Source organism: Variovorax sp. 05N34, from assembly GCF_056397405.1.
This window is the reverse complement of sequence record NZ_JBFTNI010000013.1, coordinates 49,492-71,447: the sequence shown is the minus strand read 5'-3', so window position 1 is coordinate 71,447 and position 21,956 is coordinate 49,492. Positions and strand designations below refer to the sequence as shown.

Genomic DNA, 21,956 nt, shown 5'->3' with positions numbered 1-21,956 from the left:
AAGACCTGCACGCCAAGCGAGCCGAAAGGGCTTGCGCATGACGCAGTGCGTCACAATATACCGGCTTTGTGACAAAACGGCCTGATGTGCCCATTCCACGGGCGCAAAGTGCTATCAAAAAGATACCGACCGATGCAGATTTTCCGGGGTTTTCGGCATCCGGGCGTGGCTCCGGCCTGTGCCCTGACCATTGGCAATTTCGACGGTGTCCACCGTGGTCACCAGGCCATGCTCGGGCTTCTGAACACCGAGGCGCGCGCGCGCAACCTCCCCAGTTGCGTGCTGACCTTCGAGCCGCATCCCCGGGACTACTTCGCGGCCATCACCAAGCGGCCGGAACTGGCTCCCGCCCGGATCGGCACGCTGCGTGACAAGCTGACAGCGCTGGCCGCCGCCGGCGTCGCGCAGACGATCGTGCTGCCTTTCGATGCCGCTCTTGCGTCACAGACTCCCGACGAATTCATCCAGCATGTGCTGATCGAAGGCTTGGGCGCGCGCTACGTTCTGGTCGGGGATGACTTTCGCTTCGGCGCCAAGCGCGCCGGCGACTACGCGATGCTCGACCGGGCCGGCGACCAGCACGGCTTCGACGTCGCGCGGATGAACAGCTATGAAGTGCACGGCCTTCGCGTCTCGAGCTCCGCCGTACGGGAGGCGCTCGCCGAAGGTCGCATGGCCGATGTGCACACCCTGCTGGGGCGGCCTTACGCAATCTCCGGCCACGTGGTCCATGGACGAAAGCTTGGGCGTGCGCTGGGCGCTACCGCGCCGGGCCGCGACGACGGGTTTCGCACCCTCAACCTTCGTTTCAAGCATTGGAAGCCGGCCGCAAACGGAATCTTTGCGGTGCTGGTCCACGGCCTGACCGACTCGCCGCTTCACGGCGTCGCCAATCTGGGCGTGCGCCCTTCCCTCGATGCCAACGACGTCAACGCCGGCCGCGTGCTGCTCGAGACGCACTGCCTCGACTGGCCTTCTCATCTCGGTTCCGAAGGGGCCTACGGTAAAATCGTCCGCGTGGAACTGCTGCACAAATTGCACGACGAATTGCGCTACACCAGTCTCGAGGCCCTTACCGCGGGCATCGCGAAGGATGGGCGTGACGCGCGCGCATTCTTTGCTTCCACCCACGCCGAGACCCATCGCCAAACCACGCGCGATCGAATTTAAAGCGGAACCTTCGCTTTCCGCCGCGTCCGGCCTCGCCTTCACAGCAAAGGCCGCACGCTCCCGATCCCCTCGCGCGTTGCACGGCAGCGCAGATTTCTGGAAATTCCATGGCTGACAACAAGACCGACGGCGGCACCGACTACCGGGCCACGCTGAACCTGCCCGACACCCCCTTCCCGATGCGCGGCGACCTGCCCAAGCGCGAACCCGGATGGGTCAACGAATGGAACGAGCAAGGCGTCTATCACCGCCTGCGGGATGCACGCCACGGTGCGCCCAAGTTCATCCTGCACGACGGCCCACCCTATGCCAACGGTCAGATCCACATGGGTCACGCGGTCAACAAGATCCTGAAGGACATGATCACCAAGGCGCGCCAGCTTGAAGGCTACGACGCGCTCTATGTGCCCGGGTGGGATTGCCATGGCCTGCCGATCGAGAACGCGATCGAAAAGAAGTACGGCCGCAACCTGAGCCGCGACGAGATGCAGGCCAAGAGCCGCGGCTACGCGACGGAACAGATCGCACAGCAGATGTCCGATTTCCAGCGCCTGGGTGTCCTGGGTGAATGGGACCACCCGTACAAGACGATGGACTTCGCCAACGAGGCGGGCGAAATCCGCGCCTTCAAGCGCGTGATCGAGCGCGGCTTCGTCTATCGCGGGCTCAAGCCGGTGTACTGGTGTTTCGACTGCGGCTCGTCCCTGGCTGAATTCGAGATCGAATACGCCGACAAGAAATCACAGACGCTGGACGTCGCCTTCAAGGCGCACGACCCCGCAAAGCTCGCCGCCGCATTCGGCCTGCCGGCACTCGGCAAGGACGCCTTCGCGGTGATCTGGACCACCACCGCCTGGACGATCCCAGCCAACCAGGCGATCAACCTGAATCCCGAGCTCGACTACTCGCTCGTGGATACAGAGCGCGGCCTCCTCGTCCTTGCCGCCTCGCTGGTCGAGATGTGCATGACCCGCTACGCGCTCGACGGCAAGGTGCTTGCCACCGTCAAGGGCGAGAAGCTGGGCGGACTGGAGTTCGAGCATCCGCTCTACGACGTGGATGCAGGCTTCCGTCGCCTCTCGCCGGTCTATCTTGCGGACTACGCGACGGCCGATGACGGCACCGGTCTGGTCCACTCCTCGCCGGCCTATGGCGTGGATGACTTCAATTCCTGCATCGCTCACGGCATTTCCTATGACGACATCCTGAATCCGGTCCAAGGAAATGGCTCCTACGCGGCTGACTTCCCGCTTTTCGGCGGCCAGAATATCTGGAAGGCGGTTCCGGTCATCATCCATGCGCTGCGCGATGCCGGCCGCCTGATGACGACCGAGCAGATCTCCCACAGCTATCCGCATTGCTGGCGTCACAAGACGCCGGTGATCTACCGTGCCGCAGCGCAGTGGTTCATCCGCATGGACGAAGGCGAAGGCGTGTTTACCAAGGACAAGGCGCCCAAGACGCTGCGCCAGACGGCGCTGGAAGCCATCGAGCAGACGAGCTTCTATCCAGAGAACGGCAAGGCGCGCCTGCACGACATGATCGCCAACCGGCCCGACTGGTGCATCAGCCGGCAGCGCAGTTGGGGCGTGCCGATCCCGTTCTTCCTGCATCGGGACTCGGGCGAGTTGCATCCGCGCACGATGGAAATCCTCGATCAGGCCGCCGACATCGTCGAAGAAGGCGGCATCGAGGCATGGAGCCGCGTGACCACTGAAGAAATCCTCGGCGATGCCGACGCGCCGCATTACACCAAGAGCACCGACATCCTCGAAGTGTGGTTCGACTCCGGCTCGACCTTCTTCCACGTGTTGCGCGGCACGCACCCCAAGGTGCACCACGAAACCGGCCCCGAAGCCGACCTCTACCTCGAAGGCCACGACCAGCATCGCGGATGGTTTCATTCGTCGCTGCTGATCGCGTCGGCACTCGAAGGCCGCGCCCCCTATCGCGGCCTGCTCACGCACGGCTTCACGGTCGACAGCCAGGGCCGCAAGATGAGCAAGTCGCTCGGCAACGGCATCGACCCGCAGGAAGTCAACAAGAAGCTCGGCGCCGAAATCACGCGCCTGTGGGTGGCTGCGAGCGACTACTCGGGCGACATCGCCGGTGACGACAAGATCCTCGCCCGCGTGGTGGATGCCTATCGCCGGATCCGCAATACGCTGCGCTTCCTGCTCGCGAACACCAGCGATTTCGACATCGCGAAGGATGCGGTGCCGCTCGACCAACTGCTCGAAATCGACCGCTACGCGCTCAGCCGCGCCGCGCAGTTTCAGGCGGACGTGCTCGCGCACTACAAGGTCTACGAGTTTCACCCGGTGGTTGCGAAGCTGCAGGTGTATTGCTCGGAGGACCTAGGCGCGTTCTACCTCGACGTGCTGAAAGACCGGCTCTACACGRCCGCCCCCGGCTCGCTTGCGCGCCGCAGCGCACAAACCGCCCTGTGGCACATCACCCAAGCGATGCTGCGCTGGATGGCACCATTCCTGAGCTTCACGGCCGAAGAAGCCTGGAAGTTCTGCGGCGACGGCCGGTCGATTTTCGTGCAGACCTACAGCGACCTCGGAACACCCAACGACGCACTGCTCGCCAAGTGGACCCGCATCCGAGAGATCCGCGACGCGGTCAACAAGGAAATTGAATCGGTGCGCACAGCGGGCCAGGTCGGCTCGTCGCTGCAGGCCAACGTGACCATTGCCGCGCCGGCCAATGACCATGCGCTGCTCGCTTCGCTGGGCGACGACCTGAAGTTCGTCTTCATCACCTCGGCCGTGGCGCTGACGCCTGGCGATGCGTTGTCGGCCACTGTGACGGCAAGCACGGCGGCGAAGTGCGAGCGCTGCTGGCACTGGCGCGACGACGTCGGGCACGATGCCGCGCATCCTGGTCTCTGCGGACGTTGCACGAGCAACCTCTACGGCGCGGGCGAAGCAAGGAACATCGCCTGATGGCCCGCCAGTCTTCGGGCGCCCGGGGCCTCGGCATCTGGCCCTGGCTTGGCCTTGCACTGGTGATCGTGATCGTCGATCAGTTCACCAAGACGCTGATCCTCGGCTATTACAAGTACGGCGACGCGACCTACGTCACCAGCTTCTTCAACGTCGTGCGTGCCCACAACACCGGCGCGGCTTTTTCGTTCCTGGCGGATGCGGCAGGCTGGCAGCGCTGGTTCTTCATGGCCATCGGCATCGCGGCGGCGCTCTTCATCATCTGGATGCTCAGGTCGCACGCGGGGCAGAAGCTGTTCTCGTTTTCGATGGCCGCCATCCTCGGCGGCGCGATCGGCAACGTGATCGATCGCATGATGCACGGCTACGTGGTCGACTTTCTCGACTTCCATCTTGCCGGCCGGCACTTTCCCGCCTTCAACGTAGCGGACAGCGCGATCACGATCGGGGCGATCTGCCTGGTCATCGATGAGTTGCGGCGGGTAAGGAAGACTTAGCTCGCCCCCAGGCTGCGCGCACTTCGTGTCGCTTCGCCTACCCCCTACCGGGGGCAACACCGGCGGCCTGGCAAAGCCAGTTCCGCGGTGTTTCTGTTGCTCGCCCCCAGGCTGCGCGCACTTCGTGTCGCTTCGCCTACCCCCTACCGGGGGCAACACCGGCGGCCTGGCAAAGCCAGTTCCGCGGTGTTCCTGGCCTGGGCTTCCGGGGGTGCTCTATAGTGCTTCTATTCCATGAAGCACTTGTTGAATTTGCTGGCGGCGATCGCGCTGCTGGTGTGGGGTACCCAACTCGTTCGCACCGGCGTGCTGCGGGTGTTCGGCGCAAATCTGCGCCGCATCCTCGTGCACAGCATGCGCAATCGCTTCACGGCGGCATTGTCCGGAATCGGAGTGACGGCACTCGTGCAATCGAGCACCGCCACTTCGCTGATGACTTCGTCCTTCGTCGGCCAGGGACTGGTCACGCTCCCAGCGGCGCTGGCGGTGATGCGGGGCGCCGACGTCGGCACAGCGCTGATGTCGGTGCTGTTCTCGGCAGATCTTTCATGGCTGTCCCCGCTTTTCATTTTCGTCGGCGTTGTGCTGTTCATTACGCGTCCTTCCAGCGTGGCGGGCCGCGTGGGCCGCGTGCTGATCGGGCTGGGGCTGATGTTGCTGGCGCTGCAGCTGGTCGTGGAGGCCACCGGCCCGCTATTTGAAAGCCCGGCCATGCGCGCTGTGCTTGGATCGCTCAACAGCGACGTGCTGCTCGAAATCACCATCGGAGCCGCGCTGTCGATCGTTGCCTATTCGAGTCTGGCGGTCGTGCTGCTGGTCGCAGCGATGGCAAGCTCGAACGTGGTGCCGCTCGACGTGGCCCTCGGCCTCGTGCTCGGCGCCAACCTGGGAAGCGGCTTGCTGGCCGTACTCACCACCGCCAAGTCGTCTATTGCAGTGCGGCAAGTGACGGTAGGCAATCTCCTGTTCAAGGCGCTCGGCGTTGCCATCGCAGCGCCGTTCGTCGGGCTCTGGCTGCGGGAGGTCAGGCCGTTCGTCACCGACGCGACGCAGCTGGTGGTGCTCTACCACCTGGCGTTCAACGTCATCATGAGTGTCTGCTTCATCGGATTGACCGAATACGTCGCCCGGCTGGCCACGCGCCTGCTGCCGGGGCCCACGGAGGCCACAGCCCGACGCCCACAGCATCTGGACCCCTCCGCGATCTCGACGCCATCTCTTGCCATCTCCAACGCTGCGCGAGAGGCGTTGCACCAGGCCGACGTGGTCGAAACGATGCTGATCGGCGTGCTCAACGTGATCAAGCACAACGACCTTCGCCTCGCCCAGGAACTGCGCAATCTCGACGACACGGTCGACGAGCTCTATTCGGCGATCAAGTACTACCTCACCAAGATTTCGCGCGAGGCGCTGGGCGAGGAGGAGAGCCGCCGCTGGACGGACATCATCAGCTTCACGATCAACATGGAGCAGATCGGCGACATCATCGAGCGCGTGATCATCGACATCGAGGACAAGAAGATCAAGCCGCAGCGCAATTTTTCCGAAGCCGGCATGCGCGAGATCGTCGAACTGCACGAGCGGCTGGTGGCCAATCTGCGCCTGAGCATGAGCGTTTTCCTGAACGGCAATGTGCGCGACGCCCAGAAGCTGCTCGAAGAAAAGGCGCGCTTCCGCGATCTGGAGCGCGCCTATGCCACGACCCACCTGGGGCGGCTATCGGACCAGACCGCGCTCAGCATCGAGACCAGTTCGCTGCACATCGACCTGATCAGCGAACTCAAGCGCATCAACTCGCACATCTGCTCGATCGCCTACCCCATCCTCGAATCCGCCGGCGCACTGGCGCCGACGCGCATGCGCGAATCGCGCCTCAGCCAGTTGCAGTAGGCGCACGAGCGGCGTGCGCCGCTGTGGCTACGACAGAGTCAGGATGGTGCAGCCGGTCGTCTTGCGCGCTTCGAGATCACGGTGCGCCTGCTGCACGTCGGCCAGCGGATAACGCTGGTCGATCGGGATCTTCACAGCGCCGCTTTCGACCACGGCAAACAGATCGTCGGCCATGGCCTGCGTGCTTTCGCGGCTCGAAATGTGCGTGAACAAGGTCGGCCGCGTGACGTACAGCGATCCCTTCGATGCAAGCAAACCGAGGTTGAAAGGCGGCACCGGCCCCGATCCATTGCCGAAGATGGCCAACAGCCCGAACGGCCGCAGGCAATTCAACGAGCCTTCGAAAGTGTCCTTGCCCACGGAGTCGTAGACGACCTTGACGCCCTTGCCGCCCGTGATCTCCTTGACGCGCTCGGCGAAGTTCTCGGTGCTGTAGTTGATGGCGTGGGCTGCGCCGTGGGCCAGTGCGAGCTTGCACTTGGCATCGGTGCCTGCGGTGCCGATCAACTGGAGCCCGAGCGCCTTTGCCCATTGGCAGGCAATGAGCCCCACGCCGCCAGCGGCCGCATGGAAAAGGATGAAATCGCCGGGCTGCAGTCCTTCGGCCGGCAGCGTCTTCTTCAACAGATACTGCGCGGTGAGGCCCTTGAGCATCATCGCCGCGCCAGTCTCGAAGGAAATCGAATCGGGCAGCTTGCAGACGAACTTTGCAGGCATGACTCGCGCTTCGCAATACGCGCCCGGAGGTTGGCTCGCGTAAGCCGCGCGGTCGCCCACCTTTAGATGCGAAACGCCTTCACCCACCGCCTCGACCACGCCCGATGCTTCCATGCCCAGTTGCAAGGGCATCGGGAACGGGTAGAGCCCGCTGCGCTGGTAGGTGTCGATGAAATTGAGACCCACCGCCTTGTGGCGAATGCGGATCTCGCCGAGGCCCGGATCGCCCACCTCGACGTCGACGATCTTCAGTTCCTCGGGACCGCCCTGGCGGTCGATGCGGACTGCTTTGCTCATGAATGGCTCCTTGTCTCGAACGATCAGTAGGTCCCCGGGTACGCACCCCCGTCGGCCAGCACGTTCTGGCCCGTCATGTAGGCCGCGTGCGTGCTGCACAGAAATGCGCAGATCGCGCCGAACTCGGCGGCGTTGCCGAAACGGCCCGCTGGAATGTTCTTCTGGCGGCTGGCTCGGATGGCCTCGATGTCCTGGCCGGTCTTCTTCGCGGCACCGATCATGGTGCCCTTGAGGCGGTCGGTGTCGAACGACCCCGGCAGCAGGTTGTTGATGGTCACGCCCTTGCCAGCGATGCCCGAGCGCGCCACGCCCGCCACGAAGCCGGTCAGGCCGCTGCGAGCGCCATTGCTCAAGCCGAGGATGTCAATCGGCGCCTTGACCGAACTCGAAGTGATGTTGACGATGCGACCGAACCCGCGCGCAGCCATTCCGTCCACGGTCGCCTTGATGAGTTCGATCGGCGTCAGCATGTTCGCGTCGAGCGCCTTGACCCAAGCTTCGCGGTCCCATTCGCGGAAGTCACCGGGCGGCGGGCCGCCGGCATTGGTGACGACGATGTCGAAGTCCTGGTGCAGCGCGAAGGCGGCAGCGCGTCCGTCTGCGGTGGTGATGTCAGCCGCGATGTGCTTCACGAACGGCTTGGCGGCGCCGTCCACGGCAGCAGCCGCGGCGTGCAAAGTCTTCGCCGCGGCTTCTAGTGCCTCGGCGCCACGTGCCACGATGACAACGTTGACGCCTTCTCGCACCAGCGCCTCGGCGCAGCCGTAGCCCAGGCCCTTGCTCGCGCCGCACACGAGAGCCGTCTTGCCTGCAATTCCCAAATCCATGTTCAGTCCTCCGGGCTCATCGGCCCATGCGTGTGAATACAAAGATGCCGGCGATCACGAGCGCGGTACCCGCGGCGATCCACAGGGTAAACGGTTCGCCGAGGATCACCACGCTCATCAGGATCGTGGACATCGGCCCGACCATACCCGTTTGGGCGGCCAAGGCGGGGCCGATGCGTTCGATCGCCATCATGACGGCAAGGACCGGTACGGCCGTACACAGCGTCGCGTTGAGGATCGACAGCCAGATGACCTCAGGCGCGACTTCGAAGGCGGCGCTCATCGGCCGCAAGAGCATGAACTGCGCGATGCAGAAAAGGCACGCCACGCTGGTCGCCAGACCCACCAGCCGCAGAGAACCCAGCCGCTTGACGAACTCGCCGCTCGCAACCAGATAGATGGCGTAGCTCACGGCGCTGAGGAACACCAGAAGCGCGCCCCACGCCGCCGCCGCGCTCTGGCCGAGGCTCACTTCATGCCCGAACACCAGCAGCACGCCGACATAGCTGATCGCCATGCCGGCAACTTGGCCGCGGGTGATGCGCCGACGATAGATGATCCAGCCGAACAGCAGGACCAACGTCGGGTTGAGATACAGAATGAGCCGTTCCAGGCTCGCGGTGATGTAGGCCAACCCTGCAAAGTCGAGAAAGCTCGCCAGGTAATAGCCCGAGAAGCCCAACCCAATGACGCCCAACCAGTCGCGCCCGGTGAGCGCCGGCTTTCCGCGCCCGGCCCACCACGCCATCACCACGAACAACGGCAACGCAAAAAGCATGCGCAGCATGATCAGCGTGACAGCGTCGACGCCATAGCGATACGCCAGCTTGACGATGATCGCCTTGCCGCTGAACGCGATCGCGCCGAGCGTCGCGAGTGCGAGGCCCGGCGCGAGACTCTTGTGAGATGAAGTCTGGTGCTCCGGCGTCACTCTGAAACTAGAAGCCCGCCGCAAGGCCGTCGCGGCGCGCATCGCTTGCGGCGACATAGCCTTCGACCGCAGGATCGCCCGCGCGCCAGATGAACTGGCCGGCACCGAAGTCCTGGTACGAGTCGTTGATCACGTCCACCTTGTGGCCGAGGTCGGAGAGGCCCTGAACGGTGGCCGAGTTCATCGCCGCCTCGACGTTGATCTCCAGCCCCTGGTTGAAGCGCCAGCGCGGTGCGTCGCAGGCGGCTTGCGGATTCTGCTTGTAGTCGAGCATGCGCACCAGCGTCTGCATGTGCCCCTGCGGCTGCATGTTGCCGCCCATCACGCCGAAGCTCATCACCGGCGCGCCGTCCTTGGTGAGGAAGGCGGGGATGATTGTGTGGAAGGGCCGCTTGCCCGGTGCGACGAGGTTCGGGCTGCGATCGTTCAGGCTGAAGCCATGACCCCGATTCTGCAAGCTGATGCCGAATCCCGGCTCGACGCAGCCGGAGCCGAAGCCCATGTAGTTGCTCTGGATGAAGCTCACCATCATTCCGTTTTCGTCCGCGGCTGTCAGGTAGATCGTGCCGCCCTTGACCGGATTGCCCGCCTTGAAGTCCTGTGCCTTGTTCAGGTCGATGAGTTTGGCACGCGACGCGAGATAGGCGTCATCGAGCATTTGCAGGGTAGTCACCTCCATCGACGAAGGGTCCGACACATAGCGATAGGTGTCGGCAAACGCGAGCTTCATGGCTTCGATCTGCAAGTGCTGCGAAGCGACCGAATCGACCGGGATCGACTCGATGTCGAAGTGCCGCAGGATGCCCAGCGCGATCAGCGCCGCAATCCCCTGGCCGTTCGGCGGAATTTCGTGCAGCGTGTGATTGCGGTAGTTCTGCGCGATCGGCTCGACCCACTCGGGCTTCCAGTTCGCGAGATCCCGCACCTTGAGACTGCCGCCGTTCTCGTTGGAGAACTTCTCCAGCGCCTCGGCGATTTCGCCGCTGTAGAACGCGTCCCCTGTCGTCGCCGCAATGGCCTTCAGCGCGCGGGCAGCAGCCGGAAACCGGAACAGTTCTCCCACTTCCGGCGCACGCCCCCAAGGCAGAAAGCTCTGCGCGAACCCCGGCTGCGATTGCAGGATCGGCGTGGCCGCAGCCCATTTCTGTCGCACGACCGGCGGCATGAGATAGCCACGTTCCGCGATCTCGATCGCTGGCGCCATCAGGTCCGCAAAAGGCAGTTTGCCGAATCGTTCCGACAGCGCGACCCAACTCCCCACCGCGCCCGGCACCGTGACCGAGTCCATCCCGCGCTGTGGCGGCGTGGCCGCATCGCCCCCGTACTTGCGCCGAAAGTAATCCGGTGTCCAGGCAGCAGGCGCACAGCCCGAGCCATTCAGCCCATGCAGCTTCTTCCCGTCCCACAAGATACAAAAGGCATCGCTCCCCAACCCGTTGCTCACCGGCTCCACCAGCGTCATCACCGCCGCCGTAGCAACCGCCGCATCCACCGCATTGCCGCCTTGATAAAGAATCCGCAGCCCCGCCTGAGACGCCAACGGATGCGAAGTCGAAACCACGTTCCGCGCAAAAACCGGAATCCGAGTCGACGTGTATGGATTCCCAAAATCGAATTTCATAAAAGCCTTCCAAATAGTCCAAATCCCTCGCGCGCCCGGCGAAGCAAGGGCCCCACCAGAAACACCGCGGAACCGGCTAAGCCGGGCCGCCGGTGTTGCCCCCGGTCAGGGGGTGGAGAGCGACACGAAGTGCGCGAGCCTGGGGGCGAGCTCAGTCTCCGGTGATCTTGCGATCGACAATGATCTTCTTCCACTTGGCGGCGTCTTCGGCCACCATGCTCGCGAACTGTGCGGGCGTGCTGGTCGCAGGCGCGATGCCCAGGCGAGCCAGCTTGTCGCGCACTTCAGGGTCGGTGAGCGATTGATTGGCGGCTGCGTTGATCTTCGCGACCAAGTCGGCAGGCATGCCCTTCGGCCCGTAAAGCCCGAACCATGTATTCGACTCGAACCCCGGCAGCGTGTCCGCAATCGGCGGCAGTTCGGGTGCGAGTGGGCTCCGCTTGAGCGAGGTCACCCCGAGCGCCCGCAACCGGCCGTCGCGCACGTGGGGCATTCCGGTCGGCAGCGCATCGAACAGGACATCGATCTTGCCGCTGATCAGGTCGGGAATGGCGAGCGCCGTGCCCTTGTACGGAATGTGCAGCATCGAAATGCCCGCTTGCGACTGAAAGAGCTCGGCCGTGAGTTGCACGATCGTCCCATTGCCGCTCGACCCGTAATTGAGTTTGCCGGGGTTCTTCTTGGCGTAATCGATCCATTCCTGCACCGTCTTGGCAGGCGAATTGTTCGGCACCAGCATGATGCTCGGCGCATCGCCCACATGAACGATCGGCGTGAAGTCGCGCACCGTGTCGTAGGGCAGTTTGCTATAGATGGCCGGGCCGATCGAGTGGGTGCTCGTCGTCGCCAGGAGGAGCGTGTAGCCGTCAGGGGTCGACTTGGCTGCGGCATCGGAACCGATTGCACCACCGGCCCCGGGCTTGTTGTCGACGACGAGTGTCGTGCCGAGCTTTTCGCCCATCTTCTGCGAAAGCGTGCGCGCGAAAAGATCGGTCGCGCCGCCGGCGGGAAAGGGAACGATCAACCGGATCGGCTTGGTCGGGTAGCCCTCTGCAAAGACCGCGGGCGAAGCGGCCACGCAAAGCGCGGCAGCCATGGCCTGGAGGAACTGGATACGTTTCATGGTGCTGGATTGTGTTCCCTGTGAAGCATCGAATGCTATGCAGCGGCGCGGCATCAAGCCAGATAATCCCGTTAATGCAACTATGAGCCGCGCTAATGACAAAGGCCGCTACTGAAGAGATCTCCATGCAGCAGTTGCGGGCGCTGGCGGCGGTCGCCGAGTCGGGCAGCTTCACGTTGGCGGCAGAAGCCCTGCAACTCACACAGCCGGCGATCAGTCATCTCATCAAGCGCATGGAACATGAGCTCGGCCAGCCTCTGGTGGTGCGCGGGCGGCGCATCCGCATGACTGGCGCCGGACAGATGATGGTCGACACGGCTGTTCGCGCCCTTCGGCTGATCGACGAATCCGTGAGCGCCTGCCGATCGCAGTCCCAGCTTCGCGAAGGCCGGGTGGTCCTGGCGGTCGGCCATCTCACGGCCGGCGCGCTGATGCCGCCATTGCTCAGCCGCTTCTCGCAACAGCATCCGGCGCTCGCGACCGCGCTGCTCGACAGCACGGCCGAGCAGATGATTTCCCGGATCCTTTCGCAAGAGGCCGACCTCGGCTTCGGTTCCGACATCGGACAGAAGCACTCGGAGCTTGCGACGGAGCCGCTCTTCAGCGATCGCATGGCCCTGTTCGCGCGCGACGATCACCCGCTGGCGCGACGGATCGTGATCGACGCCAAGCACCTCGAAGGCTTGCCGTTCATCCACGTCAATCCGGACGCGGTCATCTGGCGATCGGTGAGCCGGCAGCTTTCGAGCGTGGCCAACGTCTATCCGCGCGTTGTTCATCACGTCTCAATGCTGTCGACCGCGTTCGGGCTCATTCAGGCGGGTGCCGGTGTCGCGCTGCTGCCTCGCTATGTGGAAGTTCTGATGCCGGGCAACCTTCGCGCGATCGCGGTAGCGCGTCCGATGCTCGAATACCCCGTCGTTGCCGTGCGGCTCGCGAAGCATCCGCTCAGTCCTGCGGCCATGGCCTTCCTTGCGATGGCGCGACAGCACATGAAGCCCCGCCGCGAAGAACGGTCCTGAAAGCGGCGCCCCTCAAAGCAAAAAAGCACCCGGAGGTGCTTTTTCGCAGGCTGTCGGGAATCACTCCTCGACGAATGCCTCTTCCCGCTTGGACTTGACGGCCGGCAGCAACACGATCACCAGCAGAAGCAGCGCGGCAGCCAGCAGGCCCGCCGAGATCGGCCGAGTGACGAACACGGCCCAGTCGCCGCGCGACAGCAGCAGTGCGCGCCGCAGGTTCTCTTCCATCATCGGCCCCAGGATGAATCCCAGCAGCAATGGCGCAGGTTCGCAACCGAGCTTGAAGAAGCTGTAACCCACAAAACCGAAGATCGCCACCATCCAGATGTCGAAGGTGTTGTTGTTGGTCGAGTAAACGCCAATCGCACAGAACAGCACGATCGCCGGGAACAGGTACTTGTAAGGCACCGACAGCAGCTTGATCCACATGCCGATGAGCGGCAGGTTCAGGATGACGAGCATCGCGTTGCCGATCCACATCGAGGCGATCAGTCCCCAGAAGAGTTCGGGGTTGCTGGTCATCACCTGTGGGCCGGGCTGGATGTTGTGGATGGTCATCGCGCCCACCATCAGCGCCATCACGGCATTGGGCGGAATACCCAGCGTCAGCAGCGGGATGAACGAAGTCTGCGCGCCGGCGTTGTTGGCCGACTCGGGCGCGGCCACACCGCGGATGTTGCCCTTGCCGAAGGGCACTTCGCCCGGATGCAGCTTGGTCTTCTTTTCGATGGTGTAGGCCGCGAAGGCGGCCAGCAGCGCACCGCCGCCCGGCAAGATGCCCAGGGATGCGCCGAGCGCCGTGCCGCGCAGCACCGCCGGCGTCATGCGCTTGAAGTCTTCCTTGGTCGGGAACAGGCCGGACACCTTGGCGGTGAACACTTCGCGGTCTTCTTCGGGCCGCGACAGGTTGGCGATGATTTCGCCGTAGCCGAACACGCCCATGGCGATGGTCACGAAGCCGATGCCGTCGGTCAGTTCGGGGATGTCGAAGCTGAAGCGCGCCACGCCCGAGTTCACGTCAGTGCCGACCAGACCCAGCAGCAGGCCCAGCACGATCATCGCGATCGCCTTGAGCAGCGAACCCGAAGCCAGCACCACCGCGCCGATCAAGCCCAGCACCATCAGCGAGAAATACTCGGCCGGGCCGAACTTGAAGGCCAACTCAGTCAGTGGCGGTGCGAAGGCGGCCAGGATCAGCGTGCCGACACAGCCCGCAAAGAACGAGCCCAGACCAGCAGCCGCAAGCGCGGGTCCCGCCCGCCCCTTGCGGGCCATCTGGTAGCCGTCGATCACGGTCACCACCGAGGATGATTCGCCCGGCAGGTTGACCAGAATCGCAGTGGTCGATCCGCCGTATTGCGCGCCGTAGTAGATGCCGGCCAGCATGATCAGCGCCGACACAGGCGGCAGCGCGTACGTCGCGGGCAGCAGCATCGCGATGGTCGCGACCGGGCCGATGCCCGGCAGCACGCCGATCAGCGTGCCCAGGACGCAGCCTGCGAGGCAATAGAGCAGGTTGGTGAAGGTGAACGCGACACCAAAGCCGAGAGAGAGATTTGCGATGAGATCCATTTGTCGTCCTCAACCCGTGATGAAGGTGGGCCACACCTGGATCTGCAGCTTCAGCGCCCAGATGAAGGCGATGTAGCTTCCGACGGCGAGGACGGTCGCGAGAACGAGCACCTTGCGCAGATTGAATTCGCTGCCTGCGAGGCTCGAGATCAGCACCAGCGCATAGATGGCGATGATCATCCCCATGGCCGRCACGCCGAAGCTCGGCAGGCCGCCGAGCAGCACGCCGAACGCGAGGTTGGCGCCGATGATGTAGACCACCTGCTTCCACGCCCACTTGCCGATCTTCTCGCCGTCCTCGGTCTCGACCGAGAGGCCGGTGAACATGATGGCAAGGCCGATGACGGCCATGAGGATGCCGAGCATCAGCGGGAAGTAGCCGGGGCCCATGCGCGCGCCGTTGCCGACGTTGTAGGTCGTCGCGCCCCAGGCGAAAGCGACCCCGACGACGGCGAACATCACCCCCGAGAAGAAGTCTTTCTGACTCTTGATTTTCACGAACAGTCTCCACGAATGAATTCGACGGAGATTGTGTGGTCAGCCCAAAGTCAGCTTGATGTGGATTCCACCTATCGCGATTTCAGGGTTATCCCCAAGCCCGCTGCGGATCCGCATGCGCGGACACCGCCGCCCACGGAGTCAGCGCACCGTGTGAAAAGAGTCTGAAGCCTTCTTGAGCCGGTTGGCCAGGTTGCGGCGGAACTTGTCCATTTCGTGCTGATTGAGAACGTCGATCAACCAGCCGCCCGCCACCACCAGTGCCAGTACGCCAATCGTCAGAATCTCAGAGTTCATTTCCATCTCCCGGATCGTTGGGAGACTCGACTTTGCGACGTTCGCGGCCTCTTGGGAATCATCCGAAATGCCGATGTTGCTAATTGCGCGGAGCGTGAACTTGTTCCTTGTTCACTCGAGCGGCGGCGTCGCGCTCAGCACTTCCTCGATGGTCGTGAGTCCCTCGGCCACGCGCAGGGCACCAGCCAGACGCAGCGGCCGCATGCCATCGCTTACCGCCTGGCGCCGGAGCGAAAGCATGTTCGGCTCCTTGGTGATCTCGTTCTTGAAGGCTTCGGTCACGCTCAGGAGTTCGTAGAGCCCCATGCGTCCCATGTAGCCGGTCATCCGGCAGTCCACGCAGCCGACGGGCTTGTAGGCACGCACCGAGCCGCTGATCTGCCATGGCGAAACGAACTCGGCCAGCTTTTCGCGCGTCACCGTCTCGTCGGGCGCCTTGCAATGCTTGCACAACGTGCGCACCAGCCGCTGGGCGAGCACGCCGAGCATCACGGCATTGATCAGATACGAAGGCACTCCCAACTCCATCAGGCGCGTGATGGCGCTCGGCGCATCGTTGGTATGCAGGGTGCTGAAGACCAGATGGCCCGTCAGCGCCGCCTGCACCGCCATCTCGGCCGTCGCGAGGTCGCGGATTTCGCCGACCATGATGATGTCCGGGTCCTGCCGCATCAGCGCGCGCAAACCTTCAGTGAAGCCGAAGTCGAGCTGCGGCTGCACCTGTGTCTGGTTGAAAGACGACTCGATCATTTCGATCGGGTCTTCGATCGTGCTCACGTTGACTTCTTCCGTTGCCACCCGCTTGAGCGTCGAGTAGAGCGTCGTCGTCTTGCCCGAGCCCGTCGGGCCGGTCACAAGGATGATCCCGTGCGGCCGCGTCACGAGATGCTCCCAGCGCCGCGCGTCGTGCTGCGCAAAGCCCAGCGCGTCCAGGTCCTTGACCGCGGTGTCGGGGTCGAAGATGCGCATCACCATCTTTTCGCCGAAGGCAGTCGGCAGCGTCGAAAGGCGCATTTCGACTTCTTCGCCGCGCATGTTGCGGGTCTTGATGCGGCCGTCCAGAGGCCGGCGCTTCTCGACCACGTCCATGCGGCCCAGGAGCTTGATGCGCGACACCATGGCATTCATCACGCCCATGGGCATCTGGTAGGCGGGATGCAGCACGCCGTCGATCCGAAAGCGGATCACCCCCTGCTCGCGCCGGGGCTCCAGATGGATGTCGCTCGCGCGCTGGTCGAAGGCGTACTGCCAGAGCCAATCGACCACCTGCACCACGCTCTGGTCGTTGGCGTCGAGTTGCTTGGTGCTCTTGCCGAGCTCGACCAGTTGCTCGAAGCTCGCGCCGCCCGTGTTGGAGCCCGCCTTCTGCGCCGCCCGAACCGATTTGGCCAGCGCAAAGAACTCCGCCGTATAGCGTTGGATATCGGCCGGATTGGCAACCACTCGCCGCACCGAGCGGCGCGCCTGCCGCTCGACTTCGGCGATCCAGTCCGTGAGAAAGGGCTCCGAGGTGGCCACCACGACTTCGCTCGGCGTGACCTGCACCGGCAGCACCTTGTGCCGCTCCGCATAGGCAGCGCTCATCGTGTCGGCGACCTTGCCCACGTCCACCTTCATCGGATCGATTCGAAGGTACGCGAGCCCGGCGCGGGCAGCGAGCCATTGCGTGAGCATTTCCAGATCGAGCGGCTTGCCGTCGCTCTCGCGCGTCATGGCGACATTCGCGAGCCGCACCAGCGGCGCCTGCCGGCTCTCTGCCTGGGCACATCGGGCGATCGTGCGCTTGGCCTCGGGCGGCGAGATCACTCCATCCTTTGCCAGCCATTCGATGAGGCTACGCAGGTCGAGTGGACCTTCGTGGCGCGAAGGGGCGGATGGACCGGACGGAGCGGCGGGGACAGCACTCATGGATGAATCAGGTTTTCGCTTCGAGCGGTTTGAACACCCGGAGCCACTTCGAGGCAGGCAGGCGCCAGCGAGTCTGGATGCTTTGCGCGCGCTCGGCAAGCGCGGGGCGCTTCGGCCGGGTCGCGGTGCGCTGCGCCAGCACGATGGTGTTGCCCTCGCGCGTCGGCTTGAACGCCCAGACCGCGTCTTGGCCGAACGCCGCCGAAATCTTCTCCAGACTGCCTTCGTAGCTCGAAGAACGGCCGAAGAGATTGACCGTCATGCAGCCGTCCTCGGTGAGCAGCGCGCGGCAGTCGGCGTAGAAGTCCTCGCTGTCAAGCACCGGCGCGGCGGCTTCATGGTCATAGAGATCGACCTGAAGCGCATCGACCGTGCCGAGCCACTTCGCTTCGCGGATTTCGCTCGCGGCATCGGCGATCACGATTTCCAGTTTGCCGTCGTCGGGCGGCAGCTTGAACCAGCCACGGCATGCGGCGACGACCTGCGGATTGAGTTCGATGGCCGTCGTCCGCATGCGCAGCGTCTTGCGGCAGAACTTGGTGAGGCTCGCAGCGCCGAGGCCGAGCTGCATCGCATGCCGCTTTGAGACGCTGGCATCGTCGACGAAGAGCAGCCAAGCCATCATGCGCTGCACGTATTCGAGCTCGATCTCGAAAGGTGCATCGAGCTTCATGGAGCCTTGCACCCACTCAGTGCCCAGATGCAGATAGCGCACGTCTCCCCAATCGGAGAAATTGACCTCGGGGAGAACGATCTTCATGGGATGACCAGATACCTTTCAAACACTTCGCGCCAAGCCTGGACCTTGCGCTCGAAACTCCATGATGCATTGGCCGGGCTCGACGAAGGCAATCGGTAAACGGGCACGCCGAGCGTCCGGGTGTGCCGCGCGTGCCGAAAACTCTCGCCGCCGTTGTGGGCGATGGCCGCGAGCTTCGGCAGCCGGAGACTCGCGATGTCGTTGACCACCGCATCGCGGATTGCCGAATCGAGGCTCCCTTGGCGCTGGCAACTGGCGTACACGTCCCACACGCCCAACCCGCGGTCGAGGAGCCATTCGCTACGCTTTTGATAGCTGCCTTCGCCCACTGGCAGCGGGTTTCCGGGCCACAAGGCCTGCAAGATTTTCCAGAAGTGGTTCTGCGGGTGCGCATAATACTGCTGCTGCGCGATCGACCGGGCCCCAGGAAAGCTGCCGAGTATCAACAAGGCGGTGTTGGCGGAAACGATCGGAGCAAGCCCCGTGAGCACGACTTTCGCGTCGCCTGGGTGCGGAGTCGGCTTATCCATAACGATGGCTGGTTTGCAGAAGCACCAGCACCTGTGAGGAAGAAAGCATGAATACGGAAGCGATCTGGATTTTCCTGACGACGCAGGGGGTGGATTTTGGCCTGAAAGTGATCGGCGCCATCGCGGCCTGGATCATCGGACGATGGCTCATCGGGCTTGCGCAGCGGCTGACGGCCAAGGCCCTCGAACGCGGCAGAAAGCTGGATGCGACGCTGAGCCATTACCTCGTCTCGATCCTCGGGGTCTTGCTGACCATCGTGCTGGTCCTCGCGATCCTGGACATGTTCGGGATTCGCACCACGTCATTCGCCGTATTGCTCGCGGGCGCAGGCCTGGCAATCGGCACCGCGTGGGGCGGCCTGCTCACGCATTTCGCGGCAGGCGTCTTCTTGCAGGTGCTGCGGCCCTATGGCGTCGGCGATTTCGTGACCGTGGGCGGAGGCACCACCGGCACCGTGAAGGAGCTCGGCCTGTTCGGCACCACGCTCATCTCGCCCGACAACACCATCATCACCGTCGGCAACAACAAGGTGCTCTCGGAGACGATCCAGAACTTCAGCCAGTTGAAATGGCGCAGGGTCGACACCACGGCCAAGGTTGCCAACGGCGTCGATGTCAATCAGGCCATCGAGTTGCTCAAGACGGCGGTACGCAATATTCCGAATGTGTCGACCGAACAGCCGCCGGACATCGAGATCCTCCAGTTCACGCCTGAAGGGCCGCTGCTTGCCGTGCGGCCCTACACACATACCGATCACTATTGGCAGGTGTACTTCGACACGCACCGGGCCATCGTCCAGACCTTCGGCATGGCGGGCTATCCGACGCCGGAAACGCCGCTCGCGCATCGCAACGTGACGCCGGCGGCAGCGTGAAGAAAAGCCCGCGTGAGCGGGCTTTTCTTCATCATAAAAAAGCGGGGAAGCTCAGGGCTTCTTCTTGGCGGCTTCGTTTTGCTCGGTGCCCGGGATCTTCTCGCCGATCTTGTTCCCGACGTGGCGAGTGCCCGACGCGGCATCGCTGGCGACGTCGCTGACCGCGTCACCGGCCTTCTTGGCGCCCTTCTCGGTCGCGTGCGCAGCCTTCTTGGTCCCGCTCTTCGTGGCATCCCAGGCTTTCTCGGTGCCCTTCTTGGTCGAGTCCCAGGCCTTTTCGGTGTCCTTCTCCAGCTTCTGGGTTTCAGTCTGCGCTACAGCCGACATGCCGACGCAAGCGAAGGCCACAGCCAAAGCGGCAGGCAAGGTACGAACGATGATTTTGCTCATTGGAAAAACTCCTCTGTAAGTTGGAGTGACCGTGGGGCCACTATGACGCAACGATGTCGCGGTGGCAAAGGATGACACCGAATGACATTTGAACCCCGCGGACGGCGCAAGTCGAGCGCTTGGCCTACGCAGGGGGCTGCGTCCCCTCCGACGCCGCCAGCAGCGAAGACAGCCGGGGAAGCGCGGCCATCGCGTTGCGGGTAGTCGCCTCGGCCAGGGTTTCGACAGCGATGCCGCGCAGTTTCGCCACCACGGCAGCAATGCGGGGCAACTCGCCGGGCTCGTTTCGCCCTTGCGGCTCGCCTGCGTCCCTCTGGGACTGCGTGCGGTAGAGCCAGTGGGGTTGAATGTCCGGCGAATCGGTTTCCATCACGATCGCCTCCAGCGGCAGCGTCGTCGCGAGGCGGCGCAGTTGCAGCGCGCGTTCGAAGGTCACGGCGCCGCCGAATCCCAGCTTGAGCCCAAGTTCGATGCAGGCCTGCGCCTGCTGCTCGCTTCCGTTGAAGGCATGCGCGATCCCGTTCCATTTCTGTCCGGGGGCGACCAGCCGAAGGTGCTTGAGCACCTTGTCGACCGATCGGCGGACGTGAATGATCACTGGCAGATCGTGCTTGCGCGCCAGTTGCAACTGAGTGTGAAAGAAGTGCGTCTGCTTGTCCTCGTCCAGCCCTTCAACGAAAAAATCGAGCCCGATTTCTCCCAGCGCAACCAATCGGGGATCGTCGCGATGTTGCGCAAGCTCGGCGTCGAGCAGCTGCAGGTGTTCGTCCAAAGCCGCGCCCGTGCACATCGGATGGATACCGAGCGCATAGGCGTCATGCTGAAGATGCGCCAGTTCGCGCACGGCCGAAAAATTGAACTGAGCCACCGCAGGGATGACGCAAAGCGCCACGTTCAGGCTCTTCGCGCGCGCCCGGATCTCGGGCATTTCGTTGCCGAATTCGGGCGCGTCCAGATGGCAGTGGGTATCGACAAAGACGACCATCCCGCGATGATGCCCGAATGGATGCATAGCCGCGGAAAGCGTGCTACCGTGCCTCCTCAAGCGTTCTCTTTTGTCGGAGGTGCCCAATGCGCAGGCCAGCTTTCTACAGCCGCTCGCCCCGTGGGCCGCAGGATGCGGCCGCGCCTGGCGCTGCCGATGCTCCTGGCGTTCCCGATGCCTCCGACATGCCCGGCGCGTCACCGCAATCCGGCAAGCGTTGGCGCCCGGGGCGCCGCAGCCTCTCTGCGCTGCTGCTGGTGCTCTGCGTCGGGCTCGGTGCCGGCGGCGCCATCATGTGGCCGCATCAAGGCACGCGCGTCCTCACGCAAAAAGACATCGACGCGGCAGTGCTGCGCACGCTGCAGACCACCACGCTCCCTTCTCCCGCGGCCAAGGCGGCGGAGATCATCCGGCCGTCGGTCGTGCGTGTGGTGGGCTACGGCATGGAGAAGACCACGCCCGAAGCCAAGACCGAGAAGCGCGGCCGCAATCTCGCCAAGGGCAAGCCGCCGGAAGCGCCGCCCGACGAAGGCCCAGGACAACTGGTCGAGCGCGGTGTGGGAACCGGCGTCGTGATCGTGGACAAGGGCATCATCCTGACCAACCTGCACGTGGTGGCGGGGGCTGAATCGATCCACGTCACTTTTGCCGACGGCCTCGAATCGCCCGCTACCGTCACCGGCGTGCAGCCCGAAAACGACCTCGCCGTGCTGCAGGCGCAGAAGCTGCCTGACGACCTCATCCCGGCCACGATGCGCTCGACCGCCGACCTCCAGCCTGGCGATCAAGTTGCCGCCGTGGGCTTTCCGTTCGGTATCGGTCCGTCGGTGTCCGCGGGCGTGGTGTCGGGCTTGAATCGCTCGTTCCGATCGCCGGAGGGCAAGCAGGAACTGGGCAATCTCATCCAGTTTGACGCTGCTGCGAACCCGGGCAATTCAGGCGGACCGCTCGTCAACATGAACGGAGAAGTGCTCGGCATCGTCACCGCCATCCTCAATCCGACTCAGCAGCGCACTTTCATTGGCATCGGTTTCGCGGTGCCGATCGAAAACGCCGCAACCGCGGCCGGCTCGCCGCCTTTCTGACCACCACCTG

General features: G+C 63.8%; 20 protein-coding genes. 7 read left to right on the top strand and 13 right to left on the bottom strand.

Going from position 1 to position 21,956, the window contains the following annotated elements:
• Positions 1-132: 132 nt before the first annotated feature.
• The 4 genes from AC1DMA_RS27385 to AC1DMA_RS27370 all read left to right on the top strand — a co-directional run bounded on the left by AC1DMA_RS27385 (position 133) and on the right by AC1DMA_RS27370 (position 6,508).
• Positions 133-1,170, top strand: coding sequence for a bifunctional riboflavin kinase/FAD synthetase (locus AC1DMA_RS27385; protein ID WP_478128202.1), 1,038 nt, complete (start codon positions 133-135; stop codon positions 1,168-1,170).
• A 107-nt stretch (positions 1,171-1,277) separates the two neighbouring features.
• The gene (gene ileS / locus AC1DMA_RS27380) at positions 1,278-4,121 is read left to right on the top strand and encodes an isoleucine--tRNA ligase (RefSeq protein WP_478146103.1); all 2,844 of its coding nucleotides are present in this window, start codon (positions 1,278-1,280) and stop codon (positions 4,119-4,121) included.
• Positions 4,121-4,618, top strand: a complete 498-nt coding sequence (lspA, locus tag AC1DMA_RS27375; RefSeq protein ID WP_478128200.1) for a signal peptidase II — start codon at positions 4,121-4,123, stop codon at positions 4,616-4,618. The genes ileS and lspA overlap by 1 nt, the downstream gene beginning before the upstream one ends.
• A 234-nt stretch (positions 4,619-4,852) precedes the next feature.
• Positions 4,853-6,508, top strand: a complete 1,656-nt coding sequence (locus AC1DMA_RS27370; RefSeq protein WP_478146102.1) for a Na/Pi cotransporter family protein — start codon at positions 4,853-4,855, stop codon at positions 6,506-6,508.
• 27 nt (positions 6,509-6,535) lie between these two features.
• Here the strand turns inward: AC1DMA_RS27370 and AC1DMA_RS27365 are convergent, their stop codons facing one another.
• The 5 genes from AC1DMA_RS27365 to AC1DMA_RS27345 form a co-directional block, all read right to left on the bottom strand.
• Complete coding sequence (locus tag AC1DMA_RS27365; RefSeq protein ID WP_478146101.1) at positions 6,536-7,522, bottom strand: quinone oxidoreductase family protein; 987 nt, start codon at positions 7,520-7,522, stop codon at positions 6,536-6,538.
• A 23-nt stretch (positions 7,523-7,545) separates the two neighbouring features.
• Positions 7,546-8,349, bottom strand: coding sequence for an SDR family oxidoreductase (locus AC1DMA_RS27360; RefSeq protein WP_478146100.1), 804 nt, complete (start codon positions 8,347-8,349; stop codon positions 7,546-7,548).
• A gap of 16 nt (positions 8,350-8,365) precedes the next feature.
• A complete protein-coding gene (locus AC1DMA_RS27355) occupies positions 8,366-9,280 on the bottom strand; it encodes a DMT family transporter (RefSeq protein ID WP_478146099.1) in 915 nt (304 codons plus the stop codon).
• A gap of 7 nt (positions 9,281-9,287) precedes the next feature.
• Positions 9,288-10,901, bottom strand: coding sequence for a gamma-glutamyltransferase family protein (locus AC1DMA_RS27350; RefSeq protein WP_478146098.1), 1,614 nt, complete (start codon positions 10,899-10,901; stop codon positions 9,288-9,290).
• Between the two features lie 151 nt (positions 10,902-11,052).
• Complete coding sequence (locus AC1DMA_RS27345; RefSeq protein ID WP_478128194.1) at positions 11,053-12,024, bottom strand: Bug family tripartite tricarboxylate transporter substrate binding protein; 972 nt, start codon at positions 12,022-12,024, stop codon at positions 11,053-11,055.
• A 95-nt stretch (positions 12,025-12,119) separates the two neighbouring features.
• Here AC1DMA_RS27345 and AC1DMA_RS27340 point away from each other — a divergent pair, with 95 nt between their 5' ends.
• Positions 12,120-13,046 carry a LysR family transcriptional regulator gene (locus AC1DMA_RS27340; RefSeq protein ID WP_478146097.1) on the top strand — a complete coding sequence of 309 codons (927 nt, stop codon included), beginning with the start codon at positions 12,120-12,122 and terminating at the stop codon, positions 13,044-13,046.
• A gap of 60 nt (positions 13,047-13,106) precedes the next feature.
• On the opposite strand, the gene AC1DMA_RS27335 is transcribed toward AC1DMA_RS27340, so the two are convergent.
• From AC1DMA_RS27335 to AC1DMA_RS27310, 6 genes are all read right to left on the bottom strand, one after another.
• Positions 13,107-14,618: a tripartite tricarboxylate transporter permease gene (locus AC1DMA_RS27335; protein ID WP_478128192.1), complete on the bottom strand. Its 1,512-nt coding sequence runs from the start codon at positions 14,616-14,618 to the stop codon at positions 13,107-13,109.
• A 9-nt stretch (positions 14,619-14,627) separates the two neighbouring features.
• Positions 14,628-15,116, bottom strand: coding sequence for a tripartite tricarboxylate transporter TctB family protein (locus AC1DMA_RS27330; RefSeq protein ID WP_478146096.1), 489 nt, complete (start codon positions 15,114-15,116; stop codon positions 14,628-14,630).
• Positions 15,117-15,257: 141 nt separating this feature from the next.
• Positions 15,258-15,413, bottom strand: a complete 156-nt coding sequence (locus tag AC1DMA_RS27325; RefSeq protein ID WP_478128190.1) for a hypothetical protein — start codon at positions 15,411-15,413, stop codon at positions 15,258-15,260.
• Between the two features lie 111 nt (positions 15,414-15,524).
• Positions 15,525-17,321, bottom strand: coding sequence for a type IV pilus assembly ATPase TfpB (gene tfpB, locus AC1DMA_RS27320; protein WP_478128189.1), 1,797 nt, complete (start codon positions 17,319-17,321; stop codon positions 15,525-15,527).
• 7 nt (positions 17,322-17,328) lie between these two features.
• On the bottom strand, positions 17,329-18,081 hold the full coding sequence (locus tag AC1DMA_RS27315) for a class I SAM-dependent methyltransferase (RefSeq protein ID WP_478128188.1): 753 nt from the start codon (positions 18,079-18,081) through the stop codon (positions 17,329-17,331).
• On the bottom strand, positions 18,078-18,611 hold the full coding sequence (locus AC1DMA_RS27310) for a DNA-deoxyinosine glycosylase (RefSeq protein ID WP_478128187.1): 534 nt from the start codon (positions 18,609-18,611) through the stop codon (positions 18,078-18,080). The genes AC1DMA_RS27315 and AC1DMA_RS27310 overlap by 4 nt, the downstream gene beginning before the upstream one ends.
• A gap of 47 nt (positions 18,612-18,658) precedes the next feature.
• On the opposite strand from AC1DMA_RS27310, the gene AC1DMA_RS27305 reads away from it, so the two are divergent.
• Entirely contained in the window at positions 18,659-19,486 is an 828-nt protein-coding gene (locus AC1DMA_RS27305; RefSeq protein WP_478128186.1) for a mechanosensitive ion channel family protein, read from the top strand.
• A gap of 51 nt (positions 19,487-19,537) precedes the next feature.
• Here the strand turns inward: AC1DMA_RS27305 and AC1DMA_RS27300 are convergent, their stop codons facing one another.
• A complete protein-coding gene (locus AC1DMA_RS27300; protein ID WP_478128185.1) occupies positions 19,538-19,876 on the bottom strand; it encodes a hypothetical protein in 339 nt (112 codons plus the stop codon).
• A 124-nt stretch (positions 19,877-20,000) separates the two neighbouring features.
• A complete protein-coding gene (locus AC1DMA_RS27295; protein ID WP_478146095.1) occupies positions 20,001-20,861 on the bottom strand; it encodes a TatD family hydrolase in 861 nt (286 codons plus the stop codon).
• A gap of 86 nt (positions 20,862-20,947) precedes the next feature.
• Here AC1DMA_RS27295 and AC1DMA_RS27290 point away from each other — a divergent pair, with 86 nt between their 5' ends.
• A complete protein-coding gene (locus tag AC1DMA_RS27290) occupies positions 20,948-21,946 on the top strand; it encodes a S1C family serine protease (protein ID WP_478146094.1) in 999 nt (332 codons plus the stop codon).
• The last annotated feature ends 10 nt before the right edge of the window (positions 21,947-21,956 follow it).

Bases quoted from the DNA above. Each gene is read 5' to 3' on its own strand.
- AC1DMA_RS27385 (WP_478128202.1), top strand. From the start codon at position 133: ATGCAGATTTTCCGGGGTTTTCGGCATCCGGGCGTGGCTCCGGCCTGT.
- lspA (WP_478128200.1), top strand. From the start codon at position 4,121: ATGGCCCGCCAGTCTTCGGGCGCCCGGGGCCTCGGCATCTGGCCCTGG.
- AC1DMA_RS27370 (WP_478146102.1), top strand. From the start codon at position 4,853: ATGAAGCACTTGTTGAATTTGCTGGCGGCGATCGCGCTGCTGGTGTGG.
- AC1DMA_RS27365 (WP_478146101.1), bottom strand. From the start codon at position 7,522: ATGAGCAAAGCAGTCCGCATCGACCGCCAGGGCGGTCCCGAGGAACTG.
- AC1DMA_RS27360 (WP_478146100.1), bottom strand. From the start codon at position 8,349: ATGGATTTGGGAATTGCAGGCAAGACGGCTCTCGTGTGCGGCGCGAGC.
- AC1DMA_RS27350 (WP_478146098.1), bottom strand. From the start codon at position 10,901: ATGAAATTCGATTTTGGGAATCCATACACGTCGACTCGGATTCCGGTT.
- AC1DMA_RS27345 (WP_478128194.1), bottom strand. From the start codon at position 12,024: ATGAAACGTATCCAGTTCCTCCAGGCCATGGCTGCCGCGCTTTGCGTG.
- AC1DMA_RS27340 (WP_478146097.1), top strand. From the start codon at position 12,120: ATGACAAAGGCCGCTACTGAAGAGATCTCCATGCAGCAGTTGCGGGCG.
- AC1DMA_RS27335 (WP_478128192.1), bottom strand. From the start codon at position 14,618: ATGGATCTCATCGCAAATCTCTCTCTCGGCTTTGGTGTCGCGTTCACC.
- AC1DMA_RS27325 (WP_478128190.1), bottom strand. From the start codon at position 15,413: ATGAACTCTGAGATTCTGACGATTGGCGTACTGGCACTGGTGGTGGCG.
- tfpB (WP_478128189.1), bottom strand. From the start codon at position 17,321: ATGAGTGCTGTCCCCGCCGCTCCGTCCGGTCCATCCGCCCCTTCGCGC.
- AC1DMA_RS27315 (WP_478128188.1), bottom strand. From the start codon at position 18,081: ATGAAGATCGTTCTCCCCGAGGTCAATTTCTCCGATTGGGGAGACGTG.
- AC1DMA_RS27310 (WP_478128187.1), bottom strand. From the start codon at position 18,611: ATGGATAAGCCGACTCCGCACCCAGGCGACGCGAAAGTCGTGCTCACG.
- AC1DMA_RS27305 (WP_478128186.1), top strand. From the start codon at position 18,659: ATGAATACGGAAGCGATCTGGATTTTCCTGACGACGCAGGGGGTGGAT.
- AC1DMA_RS27300 (WP_478128185.1), bottom strand. From the start codon at position 19,876: ATGAGCAAAATCATCGTTCGTACCTTGCCTGCCGCTTTGGCTGTGGCC.
- AC1DMA_RS27295 (WP_478146095.1), bottom strand. From the start codon at position 20,861: ATGGTCGTCTTTGTCGATACCCACTGCCATCTGGACGCGCCCGAATTC.
- AC1DMA_RS27290 (WP_478146094.1), top strand. From the start codon at position 20,948: ATGCGCAGGCCAGCTTTCTACAGCCGCTCGCCCCGTGGGCCGCAGGAT.